The organism is Undibacterium sp. MH2W (assembly GCF_049340215.1).
Taxonomy (GTDB): domain Bacteria; phylum Pseudomonadota; class Gammaproteobacteria; order Burkholderiales; family Burkholderiaceae_D; genus Undibacterium.
Genome location: NZ_JBMPPA010000001.1, coordinates 478,768 through 497,007 on the forward strand (window position 1 = coordinate 478,768; position 18,240 = coordinate 497,007).

The window sequence follows — 18,240 nt, forward strand, 5'->3', positions numbered from 1 at the left end:
ATTACAATCCATTCTGTGCACGTAATTGCGCCTGATTACGACGAGTCATTAACGTGCCGGATGTCAGTGTGACGGCCGGTGGCATTTGTTGATCGACGATCCATTTGTACATGTTCATGGTTGTTTCATAGCCATGACGTTTGGGGCTGATTAAGACGGTACCGTAAAAGCCAGTGGCAACCGGTTTGATGAATTCATTCAAGGCCGTTTTGCTACCACCAATACCAATACCAATGACGGCGTCGCTCTTCAGCGCATGGCTTTCTGCTGCGCGTACTGCACCCAGAACAGCTTCATCGTTCATGCCAAAAATAAGCCAGTGCTTGATGTGGGCTTGTTTGGTAAAGGCGATATTGGCGGCATTGAAGGCGCTCTCGGTATCGGTTTTGCTCTGTGCTGCATCAAACAGATTGGCAACGGGAAAACCACCGGCTTTGAGCGCGTCAACAGCGCCTTGTGTTCTTTCGTGTGCCGTCGGTAATTGGTCATACGCCATCCGCAATGCGCCAACTTCCGACAGGGACCAGCCGCGTGATTTCACTTCTTCCAGTAATCCCTGACCGACTTGTTTGCCAATGTCGTAGCCGGAAATACCCATGTATGGAATGCTAGCGATCGGTTTGCCAGTGCCATCGATCAATTGATCATCGACGGCAATCACTTTTAAGCCGTTGCGTTTACTGGTGCGTTCAATGGCCATGCCCAATTTCACGTCGGGGGCGCAGATGATGAAGCCTTGGACTTTTTGCGCGGCCAAGTTATCGATGGCAGCCATCATTTTTTCGCCATTAGGAATACCGATTTTGACGAGGGTAAATCCTTTTTCACGGGCGGCTTGATCTGCAAAGCGCCATTCGTCCTGAAACCACGGTTCTTCTGCTTGCTTGACCAGAAAGCCGATTTTGACGGGTGTTGTGGGGGCACCTGCTTTTGCTGGTTCTGCTGCGTAGACAGACGTACTGACGAAGAGGCCGGTCATTGCCGTAACAAGGATGGCCGGAGCAAGGCGTCGAAATAAAGTTGTTGCATGCTTCATGGTGTATCTCCTGATTATTTTTTGTATTGATCGTTCTTTGAAAATGCTTAGTGACCTTTGATCAGTGCCGCTTTCTCTAACAGTTTTGCTTTTCCACCTGGTGCAGAGGGGGCATGACTCAGATCATGAAAGAGTGCATCGGGCAGACCAGTGGCCTGCGGTAGTTGGATGCTAAACAGACTCCCTGCGAGAGGCATCTGTTGGTGTTCTTGGGGTGTCATGTCTTGGCGAGAGGTCGTGACCATTAAGATGTCCAAATCGGGCCCACCAAAGGCGGGGCAGGTTGGATTTTTGGTGGGCACACTATAACGTTGCATGACCTTGCCACTTGGGTCGTATTGCACGATTTGTGCTGCGCCCCATTGGGCATTCCACAGACAGCCATGGCGATCGATGACGGATCCATCCGGGTATGCTGGCGCTCCGTCGGCATCGCTGACCTCAACGAAATGACGGACATTGCTGACCCGCGCACTGGCGGCATCGTAATCGCATTGCAAAATACGGCGGGTCAGGGTGTCGGTGAAATACATCGTCGTGCCGTCAGGGCTAAAGCAAATGCTGTTGGCGATGGCGACGGCCGGTAAGGCGAGACGGCGCAGGCCGTGGCGTGTCGAGTATTGGTAAAAACTACCGATGAGGCGTTTTTCAGCGGATTCATTGATGGTACCAAAGACAAAATTGCCGCTTCGGTCCGTACGGCCATCGTTGATACGAGTGCGTGGTTCGGCAGCGTCAACCGCCACGAGCGACTGTACGTGTAAATGGCGACTGAGAATTGGGCTTCCGGTAGCGCCGGAAGTCAGCGTGCTACTTGAGGCTGGCGGTGCGACATCCGATTCATTGGCAATACAAAGACGTTTTGTCATACCCAGCAAAATGCGACCTGATTCACAATGGGCGAGTGATCCGACTCGGTCTGGCAATCGGTAGTTACACAAGGGCTCGTTGTCGCCGCGCCAGGCGTGGATGGTCGATGATTCAATATCGGTCCACCACCAAGACTGGCTTGGGATATGCCACACCAGACCTTCACCCAACACTGCTTCTTGAGCAAGTGCCAGTGACATACGCTTATTCGATAGAGTGCTCGCGTTCATTCGATGTCTTTGTTAAGTTGTCTCTCGTTTTTATTTGGTGCTACTGCAGTGTGACTCTGCAGTACGACTCAGTGAGCAGATCTGCTGAGTTGAAAAGCATTATTGCAAGCAGCGACATATCGGACAAATGCATTTTTTATCGGCATCTATATTGATTTGTTATAGATGCCGCATTTCTCACACAATGTACTTCCTTACTTCGTCTTTGTCTTAGAAGAGATGCTCAGTTGATACACCGGGATGAGTTTGACTTGACGTAGGGCGGCAATCTGCGCTGCACCAGCAAAATCAGGACGGCTTTCTTTGGGCAGGTAGATAGGGGCATCGGCACGCAAAGGCAACACAGAGAGGCGCAGTGGTGAAGCCGCTACGGTCAATGGCGTCGTTAGCGTGGATGCGTACTGACGTAGGCCAATTTGCCAGCCATAGCCAGAGTAATACCAATCATCGAGAAGTCGTACGCCGCTAAATAGGCGACCGATATCCCCAACAAAATCGATCGACAATAACACGTCGGCAACACCCGGCGAGGCGAATGCTTTTTGTAGCTGTGCTGTGGGTAAATCGAGCTGCCATGTCGCTGCCGCGCTAAAACTTTCTGGTTTCGGTTCGAGTGCCGCTTTCGCAATACCGCCAATCATCACTGGCGCAACAGGTTTGGCTTCGCGGGTTAAGCGTGCCGTTATAGGCAAATCGACTGCTGCTTGCTCCGCCTCAATGACTTGAAAAATACCTTGATGTGGTCGCTCATGGAGGGGCGTGTCAGCATGCACCTCATTGAGATGGAGCGCGGGGAAGACTTCGACATGGAAATGGTTGTCGTTTGTCGCGCGTAGCGCCAGACCGGTTTGCGTCAGGTAGGATTGCTGCTCGGTGATGATCAGACGTCGTTGTCCTTGTAACTCACCAATTGTGAGATGCTGGGATTGTTGTTCGGTCAGAATCACAATCTGCACCGGTGCGGCATGGGGACGTTGAATCGTGAGGGCAACGTTGCTCCCTGGCTGAATGTGATCAACCGTAAGGTGACCATTGCTTTGGGAGAGAGCGCCGCCATGGACTTTGATTGACGCGGCATCTGACGCATGAAAGCCTAGTTCAACAGGAATAGTGCCTGAAGCGGCAAAGACGTAGGTGATCCCTTGGGTGCCATGGTCAAGTCGTGCGATGACTTTGGCCGTGGCGTAGCGCAGGGTCGTGCCATCGAGGTCCAGATTCAATGGCCAGATAAAATAACGACCTTCATCAATCGTGACGGGTGTCTCAGGAAATGCGATGGTTTCCGTATTGAGTTTCACAGAGAAACGCACCTGTGGATGCGCCGCTGTCGCATATTGACGAACGTGATTATTGACAAACAAAAATCCTTGGTCACCTTGACTGCGCACTGACCAACGTAATGGCTGTAAATCGGTTTCGTTGGTTGGCACTTGATCCGGTTTGCGTACCCGCATCGGTGCCAGTAATGCACCGAAGTCATGTAAAAAATAATGGTAAGGACGTAGAAAACGCAGAACGTCGCGCTGTTGCCCATCAGGACTCAGCGGGGCCTGAAAATCGTAGCTGATCATGGGCGTGTCGTTGTACCCACCACTCATGCTACTTTCTTGCATCGACGTACCCGCATTCGTCATTGGATTGCGGCCGCCATGAAACATGTAATAGCCAAGCAAATTCACGCCAGACCCGAGTTGGACAGGCAGCATCGAGGCGATGTCGTCGGCAGAAACCACGGTGCGGCGACGGTACATCGCTGGCAAGCCTGCGCCATATTCTGCGCCCAGAAATGGTGTTAATTGTGCATCGGCTTCAGCGGTGCCTGGCGAGGTCGCGACTGTTTGCGCTCCAAGGTCTCCGCTGACGCGGCTATCAAATCGGAAGGCATACGTTTCTTTTGGGGGTAACTCTGTCGTCGACACACCCCACGGTTCATCCGGGTAGCCACCAAAGACCGGTACGACTTCGCCTTGCGGATAGATCGTGTTGTCCCAGCCAGTGACGGTGTACATGGGCACGTCGAGTCCGGCTTTCAATGCCAAAGCTTTGAGCATGCGGATGTGCTGTGCACCTTGTTGCGGTCCGTTGAGGTTGTATTCATTTTCTAACTGAACACCAATGACAGGCCCGCCTTGTTTCCAGAGCTGCCCTTTTAATTGTTCACCAATCTGGGCATACAAGCGTTCAACGTAATGCAGATACTGCGGATCATCGCCGCGCGTCGGCATCGCATTCACCACCCAATCCGGAAAGCCACCAAAGCGGACTTCAGCATGGGACCATGGGCCAATCCGAACAACGACTTTTAACCCGACTTTTTGGCAGAGCGCGATAAAGCGATGTAAATCGCGGTTCTCTTTCCAGTTAAATTGACCTTCGTGCTCTTCATGGTGGCTCCAAATCACATAACTGGCAACGATGTTCACGCCGGCAGATTTCATTTTTTGGAGCTCGGCTTCCCAACTGCTGGCAGGACTGCGCGAGTAATGAAACTCGCCCATGACAGGTAGCCAAGGATGACCACCCTTGAGAAGAAACTGATTATTGATCGCTAAGCGTTCGCCATTGGGCGCGAGCGCGGATCCCATGTGTAAATGCTGACTACTGACCGGCACGTTCACACCACTCGCATCAATGCTCAGAAGCGACGTGTTTGTTGGTGTTGCTGCGTGACCTACAGATACAAAGAGGGACGTTATCCATAGGGCTAATTGCTTTTGAGGTGTCATGCTGTCTCCGTGCCGGTGTAATTTTTTTTGCTTTATTGTTTGATTTATTTTTATGTGCTACTTGTTTCGTTGCCTACGTTACTGATCTTGCTGACGTTGCTTAAGTTGATTAAGTTGATTGTGCTGCCTGTGCCTTCCATGCCTCAACAAATTCTCTTGCACGCAATGTCACTTTTTCAGCAGGCATGCCTGGTGCAAATAAGACGGATCCCAAGCCAAACCCAGTCGCCCCAGCTTCACGGTAGGCGGACATCCGTTCTGGCGTAATACCACCGACAGGCAACAACGGCATCGCTGGAGGCAGCACCACACGCATTGCTTTGAGGATCGCTGGCGTGATTAATTCCGCCGGAAAAATCTTTAAGGCATCAGCACCAGCATGAATCGCAGCGAAAGCTTCGGTTAATGTGGTGATGCCTGGCAAACAAAACAGGCCGAGACTTCTCGCTGTTTTAATCACATTGACATCGGCGTGGGGCATCACAATCAACGTTCCTCCCGCATCGCGCACCTGAAACACGGCTTCGGGTGTGAGAACCGTCCCTGCACCAATCACCGCGTCGGCGGGCAAACTGCGTTTGAGCAGCTTAATCGACTCTAAGGCATTTGGCGAGTTGAGGGGGACTTCGATTAAACGAAAGCCTTCGTCATACAGCGTGCCGCCGACAGCAACGACTTCTGCAGGCGTAATTCCACGCAAGATGGCGACGAGGGGAAGATGATTAAAGGCGAGATCAAAAGGAGTGACGATGGATTTCATAGGATGTACGTGACCATAAAAGAACGAAAAAAATCACTAGCGCTGTGATTGTCAGTTGATTAGACCAACGCAGCCGTCCGAGCGATGTGCCACAAACCTTGTGGTGCGGTGTTGGATAAAACGAGAGAATGCGTTTGTTCAAAGCACATCAACGCGCGCTGATAACGTTCGCAAAGGCGCGTATCACCGATCAACACGAGAGGGGCCGTTGCCAAGCCCGCGCTTTCGCGCCACGCGAGACCTACTTTGATTTCATGTCCAATCAAAAGGCCGGATAGGTAGTTATTCAGCGCAACGCCATTGTGCTGATGGATAATGCCCAATGTACGCACTGCAAAGAGCTGATGCGTTAATCCTGCATCACCTTGGTCTCGTGCGGCTTCGACGCCTGCAATGAAGGTCGGCGTGTCTTCGGCGTTGTTTTCAGCGTTAGCTTCAGTACACAACAAGCGGCCAAGTACCGAATGCTGGCGCAGAACGGCGAACAACTCGCCAGTCATGTGCGTCGCGAAGCCGGTGATGCTGCCATTATGGATACGCGCCCATTTTGAGTGGGTGCCAGGTAACACAACGCAGGCTTCTGGCTGCAGTGCGGGGTAGGCAGTGATGGCTCCAATCAGTTGTGTTTCTTCGCCACGCATCACATCGGGGGCACTGTCAGCAGGGCTATAGAGTAAGCCGGGCACAATCTGAAAAGAGGCAGCTGCCGTCGCTTCTTGAATGCGTCCTAATTGTGCAGCGATCTGCGTTGCGTTGGCCGGGCAATCAACATAAGGCACTTCCATCCAGCCATGTTGACTACCCACCATCCCACACGCAAGGGCCGGAACTTGTTTGCCTGCTTGTTGGAGTTGTGCAAACCAGTCACCCAATAAGCTACTGAAGGTGGCAGCAAAGCCTGCTGCCCCTTGGATTGATGAGGCACCCGATGCCGAGGTGATGGTCGCGAGGACAACGCCTTCGTCCGCCATCAAAAAACCTCGGAATCCCGTGCTACCCCAATCAATCCCAATTAAGCGGGCAGAGGCGATATCGGTCGCTGTCAAGCTGTGATGTTGCTCGCTTACCATTCTGCGACACTGCCATCTTTGTGACGCCACAGCGGATTACGCCAATCAGGTGCATTGAGGCTGGCTGCAAACACTCGTTCTTCATCAATCTCGACACCGAGACCTGGTTTTGGCATCGGATTGATATAGCCGTCAGTGATTTTGAAATCTTCGCGGTTGATCACATAATCAAGTAATTCGGCTTCTTTGTTGTAATGAATGCCCATACTTTGTTCTTGTAGTACGGCATTGTGCGACACAAAGTCGACATGCAAACAGGCCGCGAGTGCAATCGGTCCGAGCGGGCAATGAGGCGCTAAGGCGATATCGTAGGCTTCTGCCATCGCACCAATTTTGTAGCATTCGGTAATCCCACCGGCGTGCGACAGATCTGGTTGCACGATGGAGAGTCCACCTTGGCTAAAGACGTTTTTAAATTCAAAGCGGGAATACATCCGTTCACCTGCTGCCAACGGAATGGACGTGCTTTCTGCCAGACGTGGGTAGTATTCTGCTTGCTCTGCTAGTACAGGTTCTTCGACAAATAACGGACGATACGGCTCTAAGGCTCTCAACAATACCTTGGCCATCGGCGCTGCGACACGACCATGAAAATCGATGCCAAACTCAATCGACGAGCCGAAGGCCGAACGGATCTCAGCAATTCGTTCTACTGCTGCATCGACAGCGGCTGCCGAATCGATGATGCCGAATTCTTCTGTCCCGTTCATTTTGAAGGTGTCAAAACCCGCTTCACGTAACTTAGTGATGCCAGCAATCACATCCGAAGGACGATCACCGCCGACCCAGCTATAGGTTTTCATACGATCGCGAACTAATCCACCGAGTAGTTCATAGACTGGCAGGCCGTGTGTCTTCCCTTTGATATCCCACAGCGCCTGATCAATACCGGCAATGGCACTCATCAAAATCGCACCGCCGCGATAAAAGCCGCCACGATACATGGCTTGCCACAGATCATTAATCCGCGCTGGATCTTGCCCAATGAGGTAAGGCTCCATCTCTTTGACGGCCGCTTCCACTGTACGTGCACGCCCCTCAATGACTGGTTCACCCCAGCCAATGATTCCTTCATCCGTTTCAATTTTTAACAGCATCCAACGAGGAGGAATCCGGTATGTAGTGAGTTTGGTAATTTTCATGAATTCGTTATTTGTCAGTAAACGTGAATGATCTTAATCGCATTAGCTAGATAGCAAATATGAATAATTTGCGAGGATGTATATGAAATTAGAATACATGCGCGATGTCGTGGCGGATGCCAGAAACACGGTGATGTTGGTCAGCGCAAGGAGAGGGCGATCTCCATTCATCCTCAAGCGCCACTATCGAACCCTCAAGCGCCACTAATGCGCGAGAGGGTGTTTCGCACTCCGCTTATGGGGCGTAAGCGCCCATGGCAGCCGTAAATTGGCCATTGGCATTCAATGCACCCATGTTGTACCCCTGCCAGCCTGGGTAGGCTTCGGGTTCCCAATAAAAGACGCCAAGGCCGTAGCTTCCGAGTGCCTTATTTTTGGCGATGACATCGGCCATCATGCTGTGGGCTGTCGTTGCTTGGGCGTAGTCCATGCCGACTTCGCTGATGATGACGGGTTTGTTATAGCGCGCGACCATCTTGCTCATATTGGTAGCCAACTCGTTATCTAGCGTTTGCCAGTTTGCCGTCGTGGGATAGTGCGACATCCCGATCACGTCCCAATTGGCCCCAGCCGCTTTGACGCCATCAAAGAACCACTGAAAGTTGGCATTGTTGTAGCCATTCGCCAGATGCAAAATCACTTTGGCGTTCGGATAGATCGATTTGGTCGCTTGATAGCCGCTATTGATGAGCTGCGCCAGTTGTCCGAAGTTGGAGGTACTTCCTAACGGCCACAACATGCCATTATTGATTTCATTACCAACCTGGACCCAAGTGACATCAATACCATTGGATTTGAGGTAACTCAGAATACCGGAGGTGTGGCCATAAACATGGGTATTAAGTTGCGCCAAGGTATCGCTCGCCCATGCTGCTGGTAAGGTCTGATGGCCAGGATCCGCCCACACATCGCTGTAATGAAAGTCGATCATAATCCGCTGCCCTTGTGCTGCCGCACGTTTCGCTTTGTAGAGCACATCAGCACCATCACACCAGCCATTGGCAGGATTGACCCAAACTCGCAGTCGGATGGCATTGACATTGAGATTTTTAAGTAAAACAAACGGATCGGTTTTGACTTTGTTAGCGTTATAAAACGCATAGCCACCGGTTTCTTCTTGATTCACCCAACTCACATCGGCACCATTGGCGAAAGCACCGGTTTGGGTTTGTGCGGGGGCTGATGCGGCTATGGCTATGAGGGCAGCAGCGATGAATACGGCGATTGCCGTTCGTGTGGATGTCATTTTTGTCTCCTGAATTTGATGACCAGATCTTTGTCTTGGTTGTCTATTTTTTTCATAGACTGATAACAGTCACAGAATTACATCACTGTGTTCTGCGCTGTGATACTACCGGGGGAGAAGGGAGTGCCTGTATGAATTATTTGATGCTTCGTATGCTGATTTGATATAGCGCGATGTGGTGGTGGGTGAGATACCACAACCACCAAAAGCGCTGACGCGCACTGGGCTCCCGCTTTCGCGGGAGCGACGGATGGGGGGGTAATCGTCACAAAAAAATAACTGTCACCACCCTAAAAAAACCACCGTCATTACCAAAAAAACACCGTCATCACCCAAAAATCAACGTCATCACCCAAAATTCACCGTCATCACTCAAAATTCACCGCCGCCCCCCAAAAACTACCTACCCCCCAAATTCACCGTCATCACCCGCGCAGGCGGGTGATCCAGTGGCACGGCAGTGCCTAGGCTCCCGCTTTCGCGGGAGCGACGGGTGGGGGGGGGGAACAATCGCCACAAAAAAACCGTCACCACCTCAAAAATCACCACCCTAAACACCCTTATTACCGCAAAAATAAAAGTCATCACGTCAAAATTCACCGTCACCCAAAAACCACCGTCACCCAAAAACCACCGTCACCCAAAAACCACCGTCACCCAAAAACCACTGTCGTCACCCCAAATTCACCGTCATCACCCGCGCAGGCGGGTGATCCAGTGGCACGCCAGTGCCTACGCTTCCTATGACGCGGGAGTGACGAAAACGGCAACGAAGTGTTGTAGATTCCAAACAAAATAATAAAAACAAAAAACACACAAAGAACCGACCCAGCGTGCGGTGAAAAAAGGTTTTCAAGTGTCATGGCAGCACTACGCCCATTGGTAACCCACTTTCTGTTTTGCTGATTTCCACATCAACGCACATTCCAAAAAATGAAACCTTCTTCCGCGAATGAAAATTTAATTTCACTTTTGCTAAGTATTAACCGCAACCAGTGATGCAAAAGGCGTTCGCTATACTGCGACTCCCATTAAAAAAGCAGTGAGGAGATTCAAGATGAAGAAGATCGTTAAGTCATGGCAAAGGTTATTTGCCGCAGTGTTAGTGATGTCACTCGCTTCAGTAGCGATGGCAGATGGAAAGCCGAATGTCGTTATTTTGGCGACGGGTGGAACGATTGCCGGTGCCGGTGCCGATGTGACGAATAGCGCGACGTATCAAGCGGCGAAGGTGCCCGTGGATAAATTGATTGCGGGTATTCCACAGCTCAATGAGATTGCCAATGTGCGTGGTGAACAGGTGTTTCAGGTCGCCTCTGAAAGTCTCCGTAATGAGAATTTACTCACGCTTGGTCATCGTGTTTCTGAGTTGCTTAAGCGGGATGATGTGGATGGCGTGGTGATTACGCATGGTACTGATACGACAGAAGAAACAGCGTATTTTTTAAACCTCGTTATTCATAGCGACAAGCCGATCGTCGTGGTCGCATCGATGCGTCCTGGTACGGCGATGTCAGCAGATGGCACCTTAAACTTGTATAACGCAGTGAGTGTGGCTGGTAACAAGGACTCACGCGGTCGTGGTGTGTTGGTGGTGATGAATGATGAAATCAACAGCGGTCGTGATGTCGCGAAAACGATCAATATCCGCCCTGATGCATTCAAAAGCCCATGGGGTGATCTGGGGATGATTGTCGAAGGAAAAACGTACTGGTTCCGTCGCCTCGATAAGCGCCATACCTCCAATTCTGAATTTGATATCGACAAAATGACGTCACTGCCATTGGTCGAAATCGCGTATGCGGGCGGTAACGTGAACGACACCGCTTACCGTGCGTTTGCACAAGCTGGCGCGAAAGCGATTGTGCATGCAGGCCCAGGCAATGGTTCTGTGAGCGGTACGCTTGTGCCAGTGTTGCAGGAATTACGCGCAAAAGGCATTCATATTATTCGTTCATCGCATGTCAACGGCGGTGGCTTTGTCTTGCGCAATGCAGAGCAACCTGATGACAAATACGACTGGCTCGTCGCGCACGATTTGAATCCACAAAAAGCACGTATTTTGGCGAGCGTTGCCTTGACCCGTACCAACGATACCAAAGAACTTCAACGCATTTTCATGCAGTATTGACCGACGCGAGATGGGCGCTATCTCTGAATAAAGAGAGCGCTGATCGAACGAAGAGGGTGTCTTTAAAATCATGTCGCTCGGTCAGGACATGATTTTTTTTTTGCCTTTGAATAGTGAGAGAAGTGCCCGTGAACAATCGGCTAATTAAGTTTGCAATCGTTCACTTGCAAAATAGCAATCCTTAGCCCACTATGACATCGGTGGCATGAACTCGTTGTCAGGTATCTGTTCGTGGTGGATATGCCCAACCGTGTTGAAAGAGAAAGACTGGAAATGGTTAAAAAAGTAACCCCTGCAACTCAGGTCCAGTATCGCATTCAAGGTCGGTATGAATTGCGTATTGAGGGGCGTATGATGGTGAGTAGCGTCCGCGGGCCTTGGAATATTCGCGCCGTCAAAGGGTATGGCGTCGCCTCCGCCGAGTTGGTCCGTTCACTCGCTGGTGCGCCTTGGGTGGTGCTTGCCAAAATCAGTGGTGAGCCGCTTCATACGGCAGAGTCGATTGACGAACTAGTGACCATGGTTCGCCACCATCGCGAACTGGGGCGCAGTGGGACCGCATTGGTGTTTGAAGAGGATTCGGCAGTGTCTCGCATTCATCAGTTAATGTTGTCAAAAATATATACGTTATCGGGCGAACCTTTTTATTTTGCGGAGGATGAAGCGTCTGCACGTGCGTGGCTCGATCAGCAATTGACGAGTCAACCGGTGTCGCAATCCTGACCCAATCGGTGGTCCATCCGGTTGCCAAAAAAATGCCCATGAGATCGTCATCCATTGACCTGCATGAAAGCATTGCGCTGATGTTCTGGTAAGGTGGATAAAAAGAGGGGTGTTTTTTATTCAATTGTTTGGTCATGAGACGATAAACATGCGCTTTACCAGTATCGAAGAAAAAATTCTGCAGAAGACCGCCCCATTGCGCAAACGCAGCAAAGAGGAATTTATTTTGCTGTTGATGTGCGCGCTCAGTATTCCGAGTATTTTCCCATTCGCTATCTACCGCTTGTTACACCACGCCTGGCTCGCCGCCCTCGTTGATTTTTGTATTGTGGGTGGTGTGTTTTCAGTGATGATTTATGTCTGGGTAACAGGACGCTTCAAAGTCGCTAGTATTTTGGTGACGATCTTTTACTCTGCAGGAATGGTATTCGCCGTCAAAGTCAACGGTATCAGTTTAATTTACTGGACGTATCCCACCATGATCGCGGCATTTTTTATGCTCAAGCCGCGGGTTGCTGTGTTGATCAATGCTTCATCGTTAGCGGCGTTAATTGTGATTTTGGTGCAGAAGGTTCCATCGCTTGACCTCATGACCATTGTGATGACGTTTATCCTGATCAATCTATTCGCCTATATCTTTGCGTACAGAACCGCCATTCAGCACAAAGAGCTAAATCAGCAAGCTGAGCACGATTTTCTTACCGATACAGGAAATCGGAGGGCACTCGAGGCGCATCTAAAACGTTACCTAAAAGCCCCAAGCGCACGCCCAGAGGCGAGCATACTGATGCTCGACATTGACCATTTCAAGCGTATTAACGATCAGTTTGGCCATCTCATTGGCGACGAAGTACTGATCCGTCTTTGTGAATTGTTGCGAACACGTACCCGTGCATCGGATAGGATTTTCCGGTATGGCGGCGAAGAGTTTGTCATGATTGTAGAAACCGCTAATACCAAAGCGGCAGCGAAACTGGCGGAAGAGCTGCGTGTATTGGTGAGTGAGTCCGTGCTGATCGAAAACCATCCTGTCACGATCTCTATCGGCGTTTCAGGTATGGAGCGGGATAAGAGTCCTTCAGAATGGCTGATGAATGCCGATCAGATGCTCTATCTGGCGAAGCAATCGGGACGTAACCGGGTGTGTACCGCAGATAGATAATCGTGTTGCATTGCGATACGACGTCATGCTTCCTCTTTTTCTGGAAATGTGAATGATTGTTAAATCAAAATTTTTCATGTGACGTGGGTTTTGAGGAACTCAATCCGTTTTTCTACGTATATCAACGATTTTTGTAAAAACATTTTTGCACCAAATCGTCAACTTTTCGATTTAACAGGGGCACAGATCGCTACAAAGCCCTGATTTGGGCGATGATCAGGCTAGGACGCGGTATTTTTAGCCTACAAGTAAGGGGTAATCGTTCGGAAAGCGATGTGTTGAAACGATGCGTCTGTCAGCGAAGCAACATCAGATATGTTAAGATTTTTTCGCTTTATAACGAATATACCGAATTGTTATTTCACTTTTCGATAGTAATAACCACGAACGAGGATAGCCATGACGCAAATCTCTCGCCGTCAATTTCTCAAGATAACCGGTTCAACGGTTGCAGGCTCCAGCCTGGCGCTGCTCGGATTTATGCCGACAGCAGCACTTGCAGAAGTGCGGCAATATAAGCTGTCTCGCACGACTGAAACACGCAATACGTGTCCGTATTGCTCAGTTGGTTGCGGTATTTTGATGTACGGTCTGGGCGATGGTGCAAAAAATGCCACCGCCAGCATTATCCATATTGAGGGTGATGCAGACCATCCGGTGAATCGCGGTACGTTGTGTCCGAAAGGCGCAAGTCTGATCGATTTCATCCACAGCCCTAACCGTGTGTTGGCACCGGAATATCGTGCACCAGGTACAAGTGAGTGGAAAAAAATCTCTTGGGATGATGCGCTCGATCGTATCGCCAAGCTGATGAAAGAAGACCGTGATGCCAATTTTGTGGAAAAAACCGCAGATGGCAAAACAGTCAATCGCTGGTTAACGACAGGTATGCTGGCCGCCTCTGCTTCAAGCAATGAGACCGGTTATCTGACGCATAAAACCATGCGTAGTTTGGGGATGTTGACATTTGACAATCAGGCGCGTGTCTGACATGGTCCGACGGTGGCAGGTCTTGCCCCGACGTTTGGCCGTGGAGCGATGACGAATCATTGGGTTGATATTAAAAACGCCGATGTAATCCTTGTCATGGGTGGCAATGCCGCCGAAGCGCATCCTTGTGGCTTTAAATGGGTCACAGAAGCAAAAGCACATAACAAAGCAAAACTGCTGGTGGTCGATCCGCGTTTTACGCGTACCGCATCGGTTGCTGACTACTACGTCGCAACGCGTACAGGAACGGATATCGTTTTCCTTGGAGCGCTGATTAACTATCTGCTGACCAACGATAAGATTCAGCACGAATATGTCAAGAACTACACTGACATGTCATTCATCGTGCGCGAAGACTTTGCGTTGAATGATGGTTTGTATTCCGGCTACGATGAGAAAGCGGGTAAATACACCGACAAATCCTCTTGGAGCTACGAGATTGGCCCTGATGGCTTTGCGGTTGTTGATCCAACGCTGGAGCATCCACGTTGCGTCTACCAACTGATGAAGAAACACTATTCTCGTTACACAACGGAATTAGTGTCGCGCGTCTGTGGCGTTCCACCAGAGAAATTCAAGCACGTTGCGGAAACCTTGGCGTCCACAGCCGTACCTGGTCGCGCTGCCACCATTTTGTATGCATTGGGTTGGACGCACCATAGTACTGGCGCGCAAACGATTCGTGCGGGTGCGATGTTGCAATTATTGCTGGGTAACATCGGTATCGCCGGTGGTGGTATGAACGCATTGCGCGGTCACTCCAACATTCAAGGCTTGACTGACTTAGGTTTGATGTCAAACCTGTTGCCAGGCTACATGTCCTTGCCTAACGAAGGTGAGCAGGATTACGAGGGGTATATTGGTGTTCGCGCCAAGAAGCCTTTGCGTCCAAATCAGCTCAGCTACTGGAAAAACTACCGTGCGTTTTACGTCAGTTTGATGAAAACATGGTGGGGCGATGCAGCGAAGGCAGAAAACAACTGGGCATACGATTACCTGCCAAAGTTGGATAAGCCTTACGACATGATGCAAGCTATCGAGTTAATGCATCAAGGCAAAATGAATGGCTATATCTGCCAGGGCTTTAATATTTTGGCGTCGGCGCCGAATAAGAAAAAAGTCTCTGAAGGATTGTCCAAACTGAAGTACTTGGTAGTGATGGATCCGTTGGCAGTGGAAACGGCTGAATTCTGGAAACCTTACGGCGAGTTCAACGACGTTGACCCAAGTAAGATTCAGACGGAAGTGTTCCGTTTGCCTGTGACCTGTTTCGCAGAGGAAAGCGGTTCATTGGTGAGCTCTTCACGGGTTCTGCAATGGCACTGGCAGGGTGCAGAGCCTCCAGGTGAGGCACGTAGCGATATCGACATCATGTCCGGTATCTTCTTACGTATGCGTGCTAAGTACAAAACCGAGGGTGGTAAGTTCCCTGATCCTATCGTGAACTTGACATGGCCTTACGCGAATCCAAAGTCGCCACGTCCTGAAGAGTTGGCGAAAGAGTTCAACGGCCGTGCGCTGGCAGACATCACCGATCCTAAAGATCCGACCAAGATTCTGGCGAAAAAAGGCGAGCAGTTGGCTTCTTTTGCACTGTTGCGTGATGATGGTACGACCACGAGTGGTTGCTGGATTTTTGCGGGTTCGTGGACGCAAGCCGGTAACAACATGGCGCGCCGTGACAACAGCGATCCAACAGGTATTGGTCAGACACTCAATTGGGCGTGGGCATGGCCTGCAAACCGTCGCGTGTTGTACAACCGTGCATCGTGTGACGTGAATGGTAAGCCGTTCGATCCGACCCGTAAGCTGATTGCGTGGAATGGCACTAACTGGGCTGGCGCAGACGTTCCTGACTTCAAGGTGGATGAACCACCAGAAAACGGTATGGGTCCATTCATCATGACGCCAGAAGGGGTGGCTTGCTTCTTCTCATCGAAAGGACTGAACGAAGGACCGTTCCCAGAACACTACGAGCCATTTGAGAACCCATTGGGCTACAACCCATTGCATCCTAAAAATGCACGCGCTACCAGCAATCCAGCAGCACGGATTTTCGCTGGCGACCGTGAACAATTAGGAACGCATGAGGAGTTCCCGCATGTGGCAACCACCTACCGTTTGACCGAACACTTCCACTACTGGACGAAACATGCCAAGCTGAATTCCATCATTCAGCCTGAACAATTCGTCGAGATTGGTGAAGAGTTGGCGAAACAAGTCGGTGTGAAAGCCGGTGACAGAATCAAAGTGAGTTCCAAGCGTGGTCACTTGGTGGCCAAGGCGGTCGTCACGAAACGTATCAAGCCATTGACGATTGAAGGAAAAACTGTGCAAACAGTGGGTCTGCCAATCCATTGGGGATTTACAGGTGTAGCCAAGCCAGGCTATTTGGTCAACACACTGACACCAGAAGTAGGTGACGCGAATTCCCAAACACCGGAATTCAAATCCTTCTTGGTGAAAGTAGAAAAAGCCTAGGAGAACCCATGCCACTACAATCTCTTGATATTAAGCGGATGTCCGCCACGACGGTGCAGCCACCGGCTGCCCGTGAACCCATCACGGGCACCGTTGCGAAACTGATCGACACGACGAAGTGTATCGGCTGTAAAGCATGTCAGACGGCATGTATGGAATGGAATGATCTGCGTGATGAAGTGGGTGAAAACCACGGCACGTATGACAATCCAGCCGACATGACCGAGCATTCTTGGACAGTGATGCGCTTCTCTGAATACGAAAATCCGAACGGCAATCTGGAATGGTTGATCCGTAAAGATGGCTGTATGCACTGTGAAGATCCGGGCTGTCTGAAGGCATGTCCTGCTCCAGGCGCAATCGTGCAATACACCAACGGTATCGTCGATTTCCAGGAAGAGAACTGTATCGGTTGCGGCTACTGCGTCAGCGGTTGCCCATTCGATGTACCTCGTATCTCGAAACAAGATAACCGCGCTTATAAGTGCACGATGTGTTCTGACCGTGTTGCTGTTGGTCAAGAACCTGCTTGCGTGAAAACCTGCCCTACCGGCGCGATTGTTTTCGGTACCAAAGAAGATATGAAGCAGCATGCCGAAGAGCGGATTATTGATCTGAAATCGCGCGGTTTCGATAACGCTGGTTTGTATGATCCCGCAGGTGTCGGCGGTACGCACGTGATGTATGTTCTGCACCATGCAGATAATCCATCGCTGTACCACGGATTGCCTAACGCGCCACGGATTTCACCGATGATCCGTGTCTGGAAAGGCTTGTCCAAACCGTTGGCTGTTGCCAGTATGGCCGCCGCCGCTGTGATCGGTTTCTTCCACTACACCCGTGTTGGTCCAAATGAAGTGACCGAGAAGGATGAGCAGGAAGCGGCAGAAGCAGCGAAGGCAGCCAAAGCAGCAACGTCGTCACAACCAGAGGAGGCGCATCATGAGTAATCAGCACGATGCATCAAAAATCGAGCGCTATAACGCCAATGACCGTACGTATCATTGGATCACAGCGATCAGCTTTGTTTTGTTGGCAATCTCTGGTCTAGCGTTGTTTCATCCGTCGCTGTTCTGGCTCTCGAATCTGCTCGGCGGTGGACAATGGACCCGCATCTTGCATCCCTTCATTGGTTTGCTGATGTTTGGTATGTTTGTGGTGCTGGTACTCCGTTTTTGGCATCACAACATCCTAGAGCCTGTTGATCACCAGTGGATGAAGCAAATGAAAGACGTACTTCACAATCGTGAAGAAAATCTGCCGCACATTGGTCGCTACAACGCAGGTCAGAAGGTGCTGTTTTTTGTACTCATCTTCTGCATGGCTGGGTTGTTGTTATCGGGTGTTGTGATCTGGCGCGCCTATTTTTCTTGGGTGTTTCCGATTGGGTTGATTCGTTTTTCTGCCTTGTTGCATGCGTTCTGCGCATTCGTGCTCATCACGAGCATTATTGTGCACATCTATGCAGCGATCTGGGTCAAAGGATCGATCGGCGCGATGATGCGTGGCACCGTCAGTTTAGGCTGGGCGCGCAAGCATCACCGCTTATGGTTTGATGAGGTAGTCAAAACTTCCGAAGAGAAACACTAAGGTCGTATCGACACGAAACGTATCTCTCAGACAAAAGCCGACGCCTTGATATCGCGTCGGCTTTATTTTTAAAACTAGTCTAA

General features: G+C 50.5%; 13 protein-coding genes. 6 read left to right on the plus strand and 7 right to left on the minus strand.

The window, feature by feature from the left end:
• Position 1 precedes the first annotated feature (1 nt).
• The 7 genes from ACO0K2_RS02060 to ACO0K2_RS02090 form a co-directional block, all read right to left on the minus strand.
• Positions 2–979, minus strand: a complete 978-nt coding sequence (locus ACO0K2_RS02060; protein WP_423016133.1) for an arabinose ABC transporter substrate-binding protein — start codon at positions 977–979, stop codon at positions 2–4.
• 104 nt (positions 980–1,083) lie between these two features.
• Positions 1,084–2,136, minus strand: coding sequence for an SMP-30/gluconolactonase/LRE family protein (locus tag ACO0K2_RS02065; protein ID WP_423015237.1), 1,053 nt, complete (start codon positions 2,134–2,136; stop codon positions 1,084–1,086).
• Positions 2,137–2,330: 194 nt separating this feature from the next.
• Positions 2,331–4,862, minus strand: a complete 2,532-nt coding sequence (locus ACO0K2_RS02070) for a beta-galactosidase (RefSeq protein ID WP_423015238.1) — start codon at positions 4,860–4,862, stop codon at positions 2,331–2,333.
• A gap of 109 nt (positions 4,863–4,971) precedes the next feature.
• Complete coding sequence (locus ACO0K2_RS02075) at positions 4,972–5,622, minus strand: 2-dehydro-3-deoxy-6-phosphogalactonate aldolase (RefSeq protein WP_423015240.1); 651 nt, start codon at positions 5,620–5,622, stop codon at positions 4,972–4,974.
• 59 nt (positions 5,623–5,681) lie between these two features.
• A complete protein-coding gene (locus ACO0K2_RS02080; RefSeq protein ID WP_423015242.1) occupies positions 5,682–6,692 on the minus strand; it encodes a 2-dehydro-3-deoxygalactonokinase in 1,011 nt (336 codons plus the stop codon).
• Positions 6,686–7,834: a galactonate dehydratase gene (gene dgoD / locus ACO0K2_RS02085; RefSeq protein WP_423015244.1), complete on the minus strand. Its 1,149-nt coding sequence runs from the start codon at positions 7,832–7,834 to the stop codon at positions 6,686–6,688. Before dgoD ends, ACO0K2_RS02080 begins: the two co-directional genes overlap by 7 nt.
• Before the next feature lie 235 nt (positions 7,835–8,069).
• On the minus strand, positions 8,070–9,080 hold the full coding sequence (locus tag ACO0K2_RS02090; protein ID WP_423015246.1) for a glycoside hydrolase family 53 protein: 1,011 nt from the start codon (positions 9,078–9,080) through the stop codon (positions 8,070–8,072).
• Between the two features lie 1,108 nt (positions 9,081–10,188).
• Between ACO0K2_RS02090 and ACO0K2_RS02095 the strand changes: the two genes are divergently transcribed.
• From ACO0K2_RS02095 to ACO0K2_RS02120, 6 genes are all read left to right on the plus strand, one after another.
• Positions 10,189–11,211 (plus strand): asparaginase, encoded by a 1,023-nt coding sequence (locus ACO0K2_RS02095; protein ID WP_423016135.1) that lies wholly within the window; start codon positions 10,189–10,191, stop codon positions 11,209–11,211.
• Between the two features lie 273 nt (positions 11,212–11,484).
• Positions 11,485–11,934 carry a hypothetical protein gene (locus tag ACO0K2_RS02100; protein ID WP_423015248.1) on the plus strand — a complete coding sequence of 150 codons (450 nt, stop codon included), beginning with the start codon at positions 11,485–11,487 and terminating at the stop codon, positions 11,932–11,934.
• Between the two features lie 148 nt (positions 11,935–12,082).
• Positions 12,083–13,096, plus strand: coding sequence for a GGDEF domain-containing protein (locus ACO0K2_RS02105; protein WP_423015250.1), 1,014 nt, complete (start codon positions 12,083–12,085; stop codon positions 13,094–13,096).
• A gap of 399 nt (positions 13,097–13,495) precedes the next feature.
• A complete protein-coding gene (fdnG, locus tag ACO0K2_RS02110; RefSeq protein WP_423015252.1) occupies positions 13,496–16,567 on the plus strand; it encodes a formate dehydrogenase-N subunit alpha in 3,072 nt (1,023 codons plus the stop codon).
• Positions 16,568–16,575: 8 nt separating this feature from the next.
• Entirely contained in the window at positions 16,576–17,517 is a 942-nt protein-coding gene (gene fdxH / locus ACO0K2_RS02115) for a formate dehydrogenase subunit beta (RefSeq protein ID WP_423015254.1), read from the plus strand.
• Positions 17,510–18,157, plus strand: a complete 648-nt coding sequence (locus ACO0K2_RS02120) for a formate dehydrogenase subunit gamma (protein ID WP_423015256.1) — start codon at positions 17,510–17,512, stop codon at positions 18,155–18,157. The genes fdxH and ACO0K2_RS02120 overlap by 8 nt, the downstream gene beginning before the upstream one ends.
• The last annotated feature ends 83 nt before the right edge of the window (positions 18,158–18,240 follow it).

What these genes read in the sequence shown, in the direction of transcription:
- ACO0K2_RS02060 (WP_423016133.1), bottom strand. Translation starts at nt 979, where the DNA reads ATGACCGGCCTCTTCGTCAGTACGTCTGTCTACGCAGCAGAACCAGCA.
- ACO0K2_RS02065 (WP_423015237.1), bottom strand. Translation starts at nt 2,136, where the DNA reads ATGAACGCGAGCACTCTATCGAATAAGCGTATGTCACTGGCACTTGCT.
- ACO0K2_RS02070 (WP_423015238.1), bottom strand. Translation starts at nt 4,862, where the DNA reads ATGACACCTCAAAAGCAATTAGCCCTATGGATAACGTCCCTCTTTGTA.
- ACO0K2_RS02075 (WP_423015240.1), bottom strand. Translation starts at nt 5,622, where the DNA reads ATGAAATCCATCGTCACTCCTTTTGATCTCGCCTTTAATCATCTTCCC.
- ACO0K2_RS02080 (WP_423015242.1), bottom strand. Translation starts at nt 6,692, where the DNA reads ATGGTAAGCGAGCAACATCACAGCTTGACAGCGACCGATATCGCCTCT.
- dgoD (WP_423015244.1), bottom strand. Translation starts at nt 7,834, where the DNA reads ATGAAAATTACCAAACTCACTACATACCGGATTCCTCCTCGTTGGATG.
- ACO0K2_RS02090 (WP_423015246.1), bottom strand. Translation starts at nt 9,080, where the DNA reads ATGACATCCACACGAACGGCAATCGCCGTATTCATCGCTGCTGCCCTC.
- ACO0K2_RS02095 (WP_423016135.1), top strand. Translation starts at nt 10,189, where the DNA reads ATGTCACTCGCTTCAGTAGCGATGGCAGATGGAAAGCCGAATGTCGTT.
- ACO0K2_RS02100 (WP_423015248.1), top strand. Translation starts at nt 11,485, where the DNA reads ATGGTTAAAAAAGTAACCCCTGCAACTCAGGTCCAGTATCGCATTCAA.
- ACO0K2_RS02105 (WP_423015250.1), top strand. Translation starts at nt 12,083, where the DNA reads ATGCGCTTTACCAGTATCGAAGAAAAAATTCTGCAGAAGACCGCCCCA.
- fdxH (WP_423015254.1), top strand. Translation starts at nt 16,576, where the DNA reads ATGCCACTACAATCTCTTGATATTAAGCGGATGTCCGCCACGACGGTG.
- ACO0K2_RS02120 (WP_423015256.1), top strand. Translation starts at nt 17,510, where the DNA reads ATGAGTAATCAGCACGATGCATCAAAAATCGAGCGCTATAACGCCAAT.